Annotated in this window: 13 protein-coding genes; 9 read left to right on the forward strand and 4 right to left on the reverse strand. The window is 70.9% G+C overall.

Annotated elements, in window-relative coordinates:
* The first annotated feature begins 175 nt into the window (after window positions 1–175).
* From ACQP0T_RS05675 to rdgB, 5 genes are all read left to right on the forward strand, one after another.
* Complete coding sequence (locus ACQP0T_RS05675; RefSeq protein ID WP_433871625.1) at window positions 176–793, forward strand: rhomboid family intramembrane serine protease; 618 nt, start codon at window positions 176–178, stop codon at window positions 791–793.
* Window positions 790–1605 carry a glutamate racemase gene (murI, locus tag ACQP0T_RS05680; protein WP_345362835.1) on the forward strand — a complete coding sequence of 272 codons (816 nt, stop codon included), beginning with the start codon at window positions 790–792 and terminating at the stop codon, window positions 1603–1605. The genes ACQP0T_RS05675 and murI overlap by 4 nt, the downstream gene beginning before the upstream one ends.
* Window positions 1602–2369 carry an MBL fold metallo-hydrolase gene (locus tag ACQP0T_RS05685; protein ID WP_433871626.1) on the forward strand — a complete coding sequence of 256 codons (768 nt, stop codon included), beginning with the start codon at window positions 1602–1604 and terminating at the stop codon, window positions 2367–2369. Before murI ends, ACQP0T_RS05685 begins: the two co-directional genes overlap by 4 nt.
* 358 nt (window positions 2370–2727) lie before the next feature.
* Window positions 2728–3483 (forward strand): ribonuclease PH, encoded by a 756-nt coding sequence (gene rph / locus ACQP0T_RS05690; RefSeq protein WP_433871627.1) that lies wholly within the window; start codon window positions 2728–2730, stop codon window positions 3481–3483.
* Window positions 3480–4094: an RdgB/HAM1 family non-canonical purine NTP pyrophosphatase gene (gene rdgB / locus ACQP0T_RS05695; RefSeq protein WP_433871628.1), complete on the forward strand. Its 615-nt coding sequence runs from the start codon at window positions 3480–3482 to the stop codon at window positions 4092–4094. The genes rph and rdgB overlap by 4 nt, the downstream gene beginning before the upstream one ends.
* On the opposite strand, the gene ACQP0T_RS05700 is transcribed toward rdgB, so the two are convergent.
* Window positions 4078–4857: a hypothetical protein gene (locus ACQP0T_RS05700; RefSeq protein ID WP_433871629.1), complete on the reverse strand. Its 780-nt coding sequence runs from the start codon at window positions 4855–4857 to the stop codon at window positions 4078–4080. The two genes, rdgB and ACQP0T_RS05700, sit on opposite strands and share 17 nt — an antisense overlap.
* 29 nt (window positions 4858–4886) lie before the next feature.
* Window positions 4887–7250, reverse strand: a complete 2364-nt coding sequence (locus ACQP0T_RS05705) for an NACHT domain-containing protein (protein ID WP_433871630.1) — start codon at window positions 7248–7250, stop codon at window positions 4887–4889.
* 122 nt (window positions 7251–7372) lie between these two features.
* Here ACQP0T_RS05705 and ACQP0T_RS05710 point away from each other — a divergent pair, with 122 nt between their 5' ends.
* Complete coding sequence (locus ACQP0T_RS05710) at window positions 7373–8131, forward strand: sulfite exporter TauE/SafE family protein (RefSeq protein ID WP_433871631.1); 759 nt, start codon at window positions 7373–7375, stop codon at window positions 8129–8131.
* Window positions 8132–8174: 43 nt separating this feature from the next.
* Here ACQP0T_RS05710 and bcp read toward each other — a convergent pair whose 3' ends face one another.
* On the reverse strand, window positions 8175–8645 hold the full coding sequence (gene bcp, locus ACQP0T_RS05715) for a thioredoxin-dependent thiol peroxidase (protein ID WP_345362847.1): 471 nt from the start codon (window positions 8643–8645) through the stop codon (window positions 8175–8177).
* 23 nt (window positions 8646–8668) lie between these two features.
* Complete coding sequence (locus tag ACQP0T_RS05720; protein WP_345362849.1) at window positions 8669–8842, reverse strand: hypothetical protein; 174 nt, start codon at window positions 8840–8842, stop codon at window positions 8669–8671.
* Between the two features lie 161 nt (window positions 8843–9003).
* On the opposite strand from ACQP0T_RS05720, the gene ACQP0T_RS05725 reads away from it, so the two are divergent.
* The 3 genes from ACQP0T_RS05725 (at window position 9004) to ACQP0T_RS05735 (ending at window position 12178) form a co-directional block, all read left to right on the forward strand.
* Window positions 9004–10737, forward strand: coding sequence for a pyruvate dehydrogenase (locus tag ACQP0T_RS05725; RefSeq protein WP_433871632.1), 1734 nt, complete (start codon window positions 9004–9006; stop codon window positions 10735–10737).
* 399 nt (window positions 10738–11136) lie between these two features.
* Window positions 11137–11985: a helix-turn-helix domain-containing protein gene (locus tag ACQP0T_RS05730; RefSeq protein ID WP_433871633.1), complete on the forward strand. Its 849-nt coding sequence runs from the start codon at window positions 11137–11139 to the stop codon at window positions 11983–11985.
* Between the two features lies 1 nt (window position 11986).
* Window positions 11987–12178: a DUF397 domain-containing protein gene (locus ACQP0T_RS05735; RefSeq protein ID WP_345362855.1), complete on the forward strand. Its 192-nt coding sequence runs from the start codon at window positions 11987–11989 to the stop codon at window positions 12176–12178.
* Window positions 12179–12235: the final 57 nt, after the last annotated feature.

Raw genomic sequence — 12235 nt, forward strand, 5'->3', positions numbered from 1 at the left:
GGACCCGACGGCCCTCGATCTTAGGAGCCGACCGGACCCGCGACGCCCCGGGTCGTCACCGGGCGAGCGCCCGAGGTCACCCGGGTGAAGCGGAGGTTCCGCCCGCCGGCGGTCACGGGGGGACTCAGGGTGATTCCGGAGCCCGGAACCGGACGAACCGCGTAGCCTCGTCGGTGTGAATGAGTTGCCTGAGCGGCGCCGGGCGCGGGTGTTGCCGGAGAAGCCGCTGCGATCCGCCGTCGGGATGCTCGGGTTCCTCGTGGTGCTCTGGGCGATCGAGCTCGTCGACCTGCTCCTGCCCGCGCTGGCGCTGGACGGCGCCGGCATCGAGCCGCGCGACGTCGACGGGCTCGACGGCATCCTGTGGGCGCCGCTGCTGCACTTCGGGTTCGGCCACCTGATCGCCAACAGCGTGCCGCTGTTCGTGCTGGGCTGGCTGCTGCTGTCCGGTGGGGTGCGGCAGTTCCTCGGGGTCACCGCCGTGGTGTGGCTGGTCGCGGGCGTGGGCACCTGGCTGGTCGCCGACGGCGGGACGACGCACGCGGGGGCCTCCGGCGTGGTGTTCGGCTGGATGGTGTTCCTGCTGCTGCGCGGGTTCGTGCAGCGCAGCGCGGGCCAGATCGTGGTCGCCCTGGTGCTGTTCTTCTACTGGGGCGGCATGTTGTGGGGCGTGCTGCCGGGTCAGCCGAACGTGTCCTGGGAAGGCCACCTGTTCGGGGCGCTCGGCGGGCTGCTGGCGGCGTTGCTGCTGGCCCGCCGCTCCCGGCCCCGCTCTGGCAGACTGAACGGGTGACCAACGCGCCGATCGGGATCTTCGACTCCGGGGTGGGCGGGCTCACGGTGGCCCGCGCGATCATGGACCAGCTCCCCGGCGAAGCGCTGCGCTACGTCGGCGACACCGCCAACGCGCCCTACGGTCCGATGCCGGTCGCCGAGATCCGCGAACGCACCCTCGCGATCACCGACGCGCTCGTCGACGAGGGCGTCAAGATGCTGGTCATCGCCTGCAACACCGCCTCGTCCGCCTGCCTGCGCGACGCCCGCGAGCGCTACGACGTGCCGGTCGTCGAGGTGGTGCTGCCCGCCGTGCGCCGCGCCGTGGCGACCACCCGCAACCGCCGGGTCGGCGTGATCGGCACCCAGGCCACCATCCGGTCCGGCGCCTACGACGACGCCTTCACCGCCGCCCCGGACATCGAGCTGACCACCGCCGCCTGCCCGCGCTTCGCCGACTTCGTGGAGCGCGGCATCACCAGCGGCAGGCAGGTCCTCGGCCTCGCGCAGAACTACCTCGACCCGCTGCAACGCGCCGACGTGGACACCCTCGTGCTCGGTTGCACGCACTACCCGATGCTCACCGGCGTGCTCCAGCTCGCGATGGGCGAGCAGGTGACGCTCGTCTCCAGCGCCGAGGAGACCGCCAAGGACGTGGTCCGCAAGCTCACCGAGCACGACCTGCTCACCCCGGGCGCCGAGCCGGTGCGCCACGAGTTCCGGGTCACCGGGACCCCCGAGCGGTTCGCCCGGATGGCGGGCCGGTTCCTCGGTCCCGCGCTCCCGGTGGATGCCGTCGGGCCGCTGCTCGTGCCAAGCTCGACCGCGTGAAGCTGACGATCCTCGGTTGCTCCGGCAGCATCCCCGGGCCGGAGTCGCCGGCCTCCGGCTACCTGGTGGAGTCCGGCGGCAGCCGCATCGTGCTCGACCTCGGCAACGGCACCCTCGGGGCGCTGCAGCGCGTCGCCGACCCGTTCGAGCTGGACGCGGTGCTGTTCAGCCACCTGCACCCCGACCACTGCGCGGACTTCGGGGCGCTGACGGTGCTGCGCCGCTACCACCCGGCGCCGCCCTACGACACCCGGCAGCGGCGGCTGCCGGTGTTCGCCCCGGCCGAAGCCCCCGAGCGCTTCGCCGCGCTGCACGCCACCGACGAGGCCGATCGGCAGCAGACCGACCTGAGCGACGTGTTCGACTTCGTCCCGATGCCCCAAGAGCTGCGGATCGGCCCGTTCCACGTCCGGCCCGTGCCGGTGGCGCACGTCTGCCCGGCCTGGGGCTTCCGGATCACCGCCGACGACGCGGTGCTGGCCTACACCGGCGACACCGGCCCCTGCCCGGCGCTCGACGAACTCGCCCGCGACGCCGACGTGCTGCTCGCCGAGGCGTCCTGGCCGCACCACCCGGAGGCGCCCGACGGCCTGCACCTGTCCGGGCTCCAGGCCGCGGAGGCCGCGGTGTCCTCGGGAGCGCGGCGGCTGCTGCTGACCCACCTGCAACCGTGGTCCGACCCGCACGCCATCCGCGCCGAGGCGGCGGCCGCGTTCGACGGGCCGGTAGAAGTAGTAGAAGCAGGCCGCGAGTACTTCGTTTGATGGTGCCGTGGTCCGGTTGCGTGGCGGTGCGGGTGGCGGAACCTCAGCTGCCTTCTCGCTCCTGGCGCCCTTCTTGATGTATGCCAATACACGGCATCAGGGCGTCCTCGCGAGAAGACAGCCGAGAACCCGCGGCGGTGCCGGTGCCGTGCGTGGGGTAGTGCGGAAGCGGCTCTCGCCGCTTGCCTGACTGTGGTCGGCTCATGTTCGGGCGGTGCGGAGCCCCGGCTTCGCCGCTTGCCTGGCGGTGGTGCCGGTTGTGCGCGAGTGCGGGAGCGGCTTCGCCCGCTTGTTTGGTGGTGCGGGATTCTGGTTGCCCCGGGCGAGCGTGGTGCGGGTTCGGGCATAGGGTGGGGGCGTGGCACGAGCTGACGGGCGGAGCGACGACGAGCTCCGCGAGGTGCGGATCACCCGGGGATACCAGGACTGGCCTGCTGGTTCGGTGCTGGTCGAGTTCGGCCGGACGCGCGTGCTGTGCGCGGCCAGCGTCCAGGAGGGCGTGCCGCGCTGGCGGACCGGCTCCGGGCTGGGCTGGGTGACCGCCGAGTACGCGATGTTGCCCTCGGCGACGAACACCCGGAGCGCCCGCGAATCGGTGAAGGGCCGCATCGGCGGTCGCACCCACGAGATCAGCAGGCTCGTCGGCCGGTCGCTGCGCGCCTGCATCGACCTGTCCGCGCTGGGTGAGAACACCATCACCCTGGACTGCGACGTCATCCAGGCCGACGGCGGCACCCGCACCGCGGCCATCACCGGCGCCTACGTGGCGCTGGCCGACGCGATCACCTGGCTCGGCGCCGCGAAGCGGCTGTCCGACCCGAAGCCGCTGTCCTGCGGGGTCGCGGCGGTGAGCGTCGGCGTCGTGGACGGCCGGGTCCGGCTGGACCTGCCCTACGAGGAGGACTCCCGCGCCGAGGTGGACATGAACGTGGTGGCCACCGACCACGGCACGCTGGTCGAGGTGCAGGGCACCGGCGAGGGCGCCACCTTCACCCGCTCCACGATGGACACCATGATCGATTACGCGCTCGCGGGCTGCACCCGGCTCTCCGGGCTCCAGACCGAGGCGCTGGCCCAGCCCTACCCCGGCCCGCTGCCCGGGGGCAAGTCGTGACCCGGCTGCTGCTGGCGACCCGCAACACCAAGAAGCTCGTCGAGCTGCGGCGCATCCTCGACGCCGAGGGCGTGCACGGCGTGGCGGTCGTCGGCCTCGCCGACGTGCCGGAGTTCCCGGAGGCGCCGGAGACCGGCGCGACCTTCGAGGACAACGCGGTGGCCAAGGCGGCCGACGCGGCGCGCGCCACCGGGCTGCCCGCCGTCGCCGACGACTCCGGCCTCGAGGTCGACGCGCTCAACGGGATGCCCGGCGTGCTCTCCGCGCGCTGGAGCGGCAGCCATGGCGACGACCAGGCGAACCTGGACCTGCTCCTCGGCCAGCTCGGCGACGTCCCGGACGAGCGCCGGGGTGCGGGCTTCGTCTCCGCGGCGGCCCTCGTGCTGCCCGACGGCACCGAGACCGTGGTGCGCGGCGAATGGCGCGGCACCCTCGTCCGGGCCGAGCGCGGCACGAACGGCTTCGGCTACGACCCGATCTTCGTCCCCGAGGGCGAGACCCGCACCAGCGCGGAACTCACCCCGGAGGAGAAGGACGCCGACTCCCACCGCGGCCGAGCCCTCCGCCTGCTCCTCCCCGCCCTGCGGGAGTTGGCTACCGGAGCCAGGTGACGCGCACGCCGGACCCGAGCCGGTCGAGCCCCCGGTAGGTGCTGCGGCGGTCGAGCTTCAACCGCAGGTCCAGGTCCGCCAGCGGCGCCAGGTCGAGGTCCGCGGCGTCGAAAATGGTCAGCTCGGAAAGCGACGCCAGGGAGCGCAGCGGTGCGAGGGTGAGCGGCGAGGCGATGCGCGACATCAAGAGATCGGTGATCAGCAGGTTCCGCAGGGGTTCCACGTCGTGGGGCGAATCCAGGTCGACCCGGAGTTCCTGCAGGCCGCGGAACTCCGGCAGCACTTCCGCCAGTCCCGGGATGTCGGTGGTCGACAGCGACAGCGTGCGCAGCGCCCCGTGCGTGCTCAGGGGGAGCAGGCACGACGACTGGTCGAGGTCGCTGAGGTGCAAGGAGGTCAGCGACTCGATCGAGGCCAGCGGTCGGTAGTCGGCTCCGGGCCGTCCCATGCTCAGGCGCAGGGTTCGGATCGACGGATGCCGGGCGAGGAAGGTGAAGTCCTCGATCGGTTCGTCCTGCACCAGAACCAGGGTGCTCAGGCGGGTCAGCCCGGTGATGATGTCGAGGTCGTGGAAACGGGCTCGGGTGTCGACCACGAGCCGTTCGATCCCGGGGTGCGCTTCGAGCGGCCGCAAACTGATCTCGCCCGCGTTGGCGAACGTCAGTCCGGTGAGGTGGCGGGCATGGGCGAGTGCGCTCATGTCCTGCTCGCCGGCGACGAACATCTGAACGACGAGATCGCTCAGGTGGGACAGGTGGCGCACCTGGGGCAGCAGGGCGAGATTGGTCAGGATCAGGCGCCCCCGAAGAGCGGTGCGTCGGCGAGCACGCTGCGCGCGTAGCTTTCCGGCTCGAAGAGGGGCCACGCTTCGGTGAGCTCGACTTGCACCCGCGGTCTGCCGTCCTCGGCGAAGCAGGAAAGCTTGTGCAGCGCTTCCGGCCCGTTGATCAGGGCGACGGTGCGGACGGTCGCCGCCGCCTGCGCGTCGGTCAGCGCGCGGAGGTCGTCCGGGAGCCGATCCAGCATGGTGTCACCGATCGTCGCCAGGGACTGGCTCTCCCGACGGCTGCGGGGTGGCAGCAGCGCACCGATCGCGCCATCCAGCCGGGCCGATGCCTCCGGTGGCAAGTCGTGGGCGGATTCCCGGCAGGTCGCGGCGAGCAGGCGAAGACGACGACGCAGCCGGGGCTTGCCGGAGTCCGCGCGGTCGAGCACGCCGTCGATCAGGTCGGCACGTCCTCGCCTGTTGAGCAGGCCGGCAGCCATGACCACGGTCTCCCGCCATTGGTCCGAGTGCGCCTTGTCGACCAGCAACCCCACGTGGCTCTCGTCGGCGGCTTTGCGGGCGGCGAGGAACTCCTGGAAGGTCCGGTGCACGAAGTCGATGCGGCCTTCGGCCGGCTCGCGGATGACACCGCTGCGTTCGATGAGGTGGTCCAGGTTCGCTTCCGGCTCGGCGGACTTCGCGGCCAGCAGCACGATGGCTCGGTCGCGGGGGATTTCGGAGCGGCCGTTCAGGTTGAGCCAGAAGGCGAGTTCCTGGAGCAGGACGAGTTTGTCCCGGTACTCCAGCGCGACCGACGACCGGATCTCGCGCAGCGACTCCCGCCGGTCCAGGACCATTTCCAAGGCGGCCTCGTAGAGGCTCTTGCGGTCGCGGGGGAGTTCACCGCCCCGGTCCAGGTTGAGCGCGCACAGCATCGCGCACATCAGCGGGCTGCGGGCCAGGCTGCGCAGGTGCGGTCGCGCGTAGAGTTTGGCGAGCAGCGCTCGGTGCTGCTGCTCGACCTCCGTCCGGCTGAACGGCAGCGAACCGGTGTCGGCAGCCAGCAGCGCGGCGTGCCAGCGGTCCAGGAACTCCCGCACGTCGCCTGGCGTGAGCTGTTCGAGGTCGACGGTGGTGAATCCTTCGGAGCGGAGCCACTTCGTTCCCGCAGCGGCTGGGCGCGAGGTGATCACGATGCGGGTGTCCGGGTAGCTGGTGAGCAGCGCGTCCAGCCAGCGTCGGACCTTGGGACGTTCGGTGGTGGTGAGTTCGTCCACCCCGTCGACCAGGAGCAGTGCCCGGCCCGCAAGGAGCTGCCGGTGCATCCAGCCCTCCGGAACCGGTCCGGTCGGCGGGCAACCAGGCTCCGCCAGGAACTCCTCCGGCCGGGGCAGTGACCTCCCCGCGTAGCTGCGCAGCTTCACCAGGACCGGCACGCAGCCGTTCCACTCGGTGAGGTGCGGTCCGAAGTCGCCCCGCGCGGCGTGGACCGCGATCCAGCGCAGCAAGGTGGTCTTCCCCGACCCGGCCTCACCGCGCACCAGGGTCCGCCGGGCCAGCGACAGCGCGGCTTCGGCGCGCAGGCTCCGGGCGCGGTCGTCGTGGTCGGGGAACCAGTGCTCGTGCCCGGCCCGTGCGGGCAGATTGCCACGCACGGTGAGGCTCAGGTAGGCCACCGAGAGGCGGGTACGCGGGCGGAAGTTGCGGACGCTGACGCCGATGAGCTCCAAGTCGTCGTGGTGGCGGGCGAGCAGGTCGAGGTAGCGGCGGCGGAATGCCTCATCGTGGTCGGTGCCGGACGGGGCTTCGAGGCTGGTGGCCGGGAGCCGGTCGAGCACCTCTTGCACCTCGGCGAGGACGGCCGTCGCCCGGCGCAGCGATTCCTCGGCGAGTCGGGCGTCGTACTCCGGGAGTTCGCGGACCAGGTGGACGAGCTGGGCGCAGCCGTCGTCGAGCGCCCGGTCGAACAGCGCCCGGCCCGCCTCGCCCAGGCCCGCGCCGGGTTCGGTGGGGACCTGCCGCCGGACTTGCCCGGCCAGCCGGAGCGGGTCCAGGTCGGCGCTGAGCAGTGCGGTGTCCGACAGGTCGGCCTCGGCGAGCGCGTCGGCCACCGCGTCCAGCGCGGCGACGCGCTCGTGCTCCGGCAGGGCGGCGAACTCGCGGTCGCAGAGCTGCTCCAGGCGGTCGCCGACGTGCTCGGCGACCTCGTCGAGCCTGCGGTGCAGGCCGCGCCGGTCGCGCTCGCGGAGCCCGCCGAAGCGGAAGCCGATCAGATCGGTCAGGTCCGCACCGCGGCGCACCTCCGTGCGCTTGCGACCGAGCCACGTCCGCGCCACCTGTCCGACCACCGCCGAGCCGAGCCGCAGCGCCGCGCCTTCCACACCGGACACGTGAACCTCCGTTCTCGTTCCGGTGATCTTCTCGTCACCCCGAGTGACACCACAAGCCGGGGGTGTGAGACGGCTCGCCCCATCGGGAGGTCGGCGGCACCGACCGGCTAACTTGCGAAGTCGTGCTGACCGAATCGCTGGAACTGGCGCTGCTGATCGTCGTGGGGTTCTTCTCCGGGGCGATCAACGCCGTGGCCGGGGGTGGCTCCCTGCTGGTCTTCCCCGCGCTGCTGGCGACCGGGATGCCGCCCCTGGTCGCGAACGTGACGAACTCCGTCGCCCAGGGGCCCGGGTTCGTCGGCGCGGCGGTGAGCCAGCGGGCGGACCTCAAGGACTCGCGCAAGCGGCTGTGGCTGACCACGGGCGCCGCGGCGGTGGGATCGGCGATCGGCTGCGTGCTGCTGCTGGTGCTGCCCGGCTCGGTGTTCGACGCGGTGGTGCCCGCGCTGGTGGGGCTGTCCGCGGTGCTCATGGCGTTCCAGACCACCATCCGCCGCTGGATGGGCAGTCCCGAGGCCGGCGGGTCCGACCGGCTCGTGCTGCTGACGATCGGGATCTTCCTGGCCTCGATCTACGGCGGGTACTTCGGCGGGGCGCGCAGCGTGATCCTCATCGCGGTCCTGGTGCTGGCCGCCTCCGACGTGATGCGCAGGCTCAACGCGCTCAAGAGCTGGCTCGGCATGGTGGGCAGCGCCGTCACCCTGGTGGTGTACGCGCTGGTCGCGCCGGTGGACTGGATCGCGGTGCTGACCCTGGTGCCCACCACCGTGCTCGGCGGGTTCGTCGGCGGCAAGCTCGCCCAGCGGCTCCCGGCCAACTTCCTGCGCTACCTGGTGGTGGTGATCGCCGCCGCCGTCGCCGTCTACCTCGTCGTGGACTGAGCCGGGCGGGGCGCCCGGGAGGTCCCGGACGCCCCGCGCGCGATCAGACGCCGAGCTCCTTGCGGAGCCGGTCGACGTGGCCGGTGGCCTTGACGTTGTAGAGGGCGGAGCCGATCGTGCCGTCGGGTCGCACCACGAACGTGGAGCGGATCACGCCTTGCACGACCTTGCCGTAGTTCGTCTTCTCGCCGAAGGCGCCCCACGCCGTCATCACCGACTTGTCCTGGTCGGACAGCAGCGGGAAGGTCAGGCCCTCCGCATCGCGGAACGCCGCCAGCTTCTCCGGCTTGTCGGGGGAGATGCCGACCACGTCGAAACCCGCCTCGTTGAGCGGCGCGAGGCTGTCCCGGAAGTCGCAGGCCTCCTTGGTGCAGCCCGGCGTGCTGGCGGCGGGGTAGAAGTAGACGACCAGGGAGCGGTCCTGGTAGTCGGCCAGCGCCACGGTCTTGCCGTCCGCGTCGGGCAGCGCGAAGTCGGGCGCCTGATCGCCGACGGAGAGTCGTTGTTCGGTCATGCGCCCGACGCTAGCCGATGCGTTCAGCGCGGCGGGAGGGTCGCTTCCGCGGGACCGACTTCGGTCACGTGGGTCACCTCGGCATGCCGGGTGCTCGGTTGCTCAGCGGTCGTCGCGAGATAGCCACCCACCAGCAGACCGGCGACTGCCGAGACCGTCACGGCGGTCGCGCAGAAGGTGTAGACGCGGATGCTCACCGCTGTTCCTCTCTCAAGTTGGGGCGTGCGACGTCGTGGAGATCGCCGGCCTCACCGGAATCGTTACCGCTTTCACTCGTCCGGGTGGTGACGTTCTCGAGTTGCAGGTGGCCGGGTCCCCGCGTAGACGGGACAGGTCAGCCGCAGACCCGGAGGAGCCCATGCCAACAGTCGCCGACCAGTTCATCGACGTGCTCGTGCAGGCGGGCGTCCAACGGATCTACGGCATCGTGGGGGACAGCCTCAACCCCGTGGTGGACGCGGTGCGCCGGACCGAGGGCATCGAATGGGTGCACGTGCGGCACGAGGAGACCGCGGCCTTCGCGGCCAGCGCGGAAGCCCAGCTTACCGGCCGGCTCGCGGTGTGCGCGGGCAGTTGCGGCCCGGGCAACCTGCACCTGATCAACGGCCTCTACGACGCGCACCGCAGCGGAGCCCCGGTGCTCGCGCTGGCCTCGCACATCCCGTCGGAGCAGATCGGCACCGGGTTCTTCCAGGAGACGCACCCGGAAGAGCTGTTCAACGAGTGCAGCCACTTCTGCGAGCTCATGTCGCAGCCCGCCCAGATGCCGCGGCTGCTGCGCACCGCGATGCAGACCGCTGCCGGGCGGCGCGGGGTGTCCGTGCTGGTGCTGCCCGGTGACGTCGCGCAGCAGGAGGCGGTGCGCGCCACCGGGCACGGCGTGGTGGACTGCGCGCCGCCCACCGTGGTCCCGGCCCCCGCCCAGGTGCGGGCGCTGGCCGACAAGCTCAACGGGTCCGAACGCGTGATGCTGTTCTGCGGCGCGGGGACCCGCGGGGCGCACCAGCAGGTGATGGAGCTCGCCGAGGTGCTCAAGGCGCCGGTCGGGCACGCGTTGCGCGGCAAGGAGTGGATCCAGTACGACAACCAGTACGACGTCGGGATGAGCGGGCTGCTCGGCTACGGCGCCTGCTACGAGGCGATGCACCGGGCCGACCTCGTGGTGCTGCTGGGCACCGACTTCCCGTACGACAACTTCCTGCCGCAGGCCAACACGGTGCAGGTGGACATCGAGCCGGCGCACCTGGGACGGCGCACGGTGCTGGACCTGGCCGTGCAGGGCGACGTCCGGGAGACGATCGAGGCGTTGCTGCCGCTGCTGGAGCCCAAGCAGGACCGCTCGTTCCTGGACCGCTGCCTGCGGGAGCACGCCGAGACGCTGGAGAGCGTGGTGTCGGCCTACACCCGCGACGTCGAATCGCAGGTGCCCATCCACCCCGAGTTCGTCGCCGACGTGCTCGACGACGTGGCCGCCGACGACGCGGTGTTCACCGTGGACACCGGCATGTGCAACGTGTGGCAGGCGCGGTACATCACGCCGAACGGGCGGCGGCGGATGCTCGGGTCCTTCGTGCACGGGTCGATGGCCAACGCGCTGCCGCAGGCGATCGGGGCGCAGCAGACCGACCGGCGACGGCAGGTCATCTCGATGTCCGGGGACGGCGGGCTGTCCATGTTGCTCGGTGATCTGCTGACGCTGCGCACCCACGACCTGCCGGTGAAAGTGGTCGTCTTCAACAACTCCTCGCTGGGCATGGTGAAGCTGGAGATGCTGGTGGACGGCATGCCGGACTTCGGCACCGATCACGACGGCATCGACTACGCGGCCATCGCGACGGCCGCCGGTCTGCACGCGGTGCGGGTGCGGCGGCCTTCGGAGGTGCGGGAGGCGCTGGCCGAAGCGCTGCGCCGCCCCGGTCCCGCGCTGGTGGACATCGTGACCGATGCCAACGCGCTGTCCATGCCGCCGAAGATCACCAGCGCTCAGGTCAAGGGATTCGCCTTGGCGGTCAGCCGGACGGTGCTCTCCGGCGGGGTCGGCAAGATGGTGCAGCTCGCCCGGAGCAACCTCCGGAACGTCCCCCGTCCGTGAGCGTTCATCGCGGAGTTTCGGAGCGGACGCCCGAACGGATCGGAACCGGTCGGGTGATCTTGAGTGCGAAGTTGATCACGTGACGTGAGATCGCGAGCACCCCCGGTCGGAGCCCGGGGGTTCTCCCGGGCAGCTCGGCGGATGGGTCAGCGCGAGCGCGGTTTCGGGCGTGGCCGCCGGGGCCTGCTCGCCACCCACCACGCGGCGAAACCCGCCCCGAACAGCAACGCCCAGAGCAGCACGGACGCCGCGAGAAGGTAGTACATCTGCTGAACACCCCCTGGTGCGGACCGCTTCGTCGTCCTCACACCAGCATCCGTTGGAATATGCCAAATCGCTAGATGTCACAAGGGTGACGGGGTGATCACCTGGTGTGGACACGCGGAGGAGACTGTCCGCATGACAGTGAGCCCCACTGTGCGTCGCCGCCGTCTGGCTGCCGAGCTCCGCCGCATCCGGGGGCGGGCGGAGGTCACCCAACAGCAGGCTGCGACGCACCTCGGCTGCACCCAGGCCAAGATCGGACGGTTCGAGACGGCCAAGCGGTCGCCCTCGGTCGGTGACGTCTCGGCGCTCCTGGACTTCTACGGAGTGGACGGTTCCGAGCGGGAACAGCTCGTGAACCTGGCCCGCGACGCGCGCAAGCGCGGGTGGTGGCATTCCTACAGCGACGTCCTGCCCGAGTGGTACGAGACCTACGTCGGACTGGAGGCGGAGGCATCCTCGATCCACACCTACGAGTCCGAGGCGATTCCCGGTCTGCTCCAAACGCGCGAATATGCGTATGCCATTACTAAATCCACGCTCATTCGAGCGGACGACTCCGAAATAACCCGAAGAGTTGATCTCCGCATACAACGCCAACAACGCGTTACCGGGTCCAACCCTCTCGAGTTGTGGGCAGTGGTGGGTGAAGCGGCGCTGCGCCGTTGCGTGGGCGGTGCGGACGTCCTCCGCAGACAACTCGAGCACGTCATCAAACTGGTGGAATTACCGCATGTGACCCTTCAGGTCATGCCCCTGGACGCGGGTGCTCACCCGGCGCAGGCCGGGCCGTTCGTGATCCTGCGTTACTCGAATCACATCGACCCGGACGTGGTTTATTTGGAGACTCACGTGGGCGGCCTCTACCTCGAAAGAGAGATAGAACTGCACAACTACGTGACGATGATGGACCATTTGCGGGCTCATGCGATAAGCCCTGAAGGGTCTCTGCAACTCATCGACGATCGCATTGGAGAGCTTTAGGATGGGATACATCACCGACTGGCGCACGAGCACCCGCACCCAGGGGCAGGGCCAGTGCGTCGAGGTCGGCTTCGGTGCCGACTGCGTGGGCATCCGGGACACGAAGGACCGTGCCTCGGGTCACCTCATGATCGCACCGCAGCGCTGGTGGGAGTTCGTCAGCGAGATCAAGCGCGGACAGTACGACTGCTAGGCGCACGTGGCTCCGCTCTGCCGGAGCGGAGCCACCGCTTCCTCACCGATCGGACCG

The sequence above is a fragment of the Saccharopolyspora sp. CA-218241 genome (genome assembly GCF_050954615.1).
Taxonomy (GTDB): Bacteria; Actinomycetota; Actinomycetes; order Mycobacteriales; family Pseudonocardiaceae; genus Saccharopolyspora; species Saccharopolyspora cebuensis.

Bases quoted from the DNA above. Each gene is read 5' to 3' on its own strand.
- ACQP0T_RS05725 (WP_433871632.1), top strand. From the start codon at position 9,004: ATGCCAACAGTCGCCGACCAGTTCATCGACGTGCTCGTGCAGGCGGGC.
- bcp (WP_345362847.1), bottom strand. From the start codon at position 8,645: ATGACCGAACAACGACTCTCCGTCGGCGATCAGGCGCCCGACTTCGCG.
- ACQP0T_RS05730 (WP_433871633.1), top strand. From the start codon at position 11,137: ATGACAGTGAGCCCCACTGTGCGTCGCCGCCGTCTGGCTGCCGAGCTC.
- ACQP0T_RS05735 (WP_345362855.1), top strand. From the start codon at position 11,987: ATGGGATACATCACCGACTGGCGCACGAGCACCCGCACCCAGGGGCAG.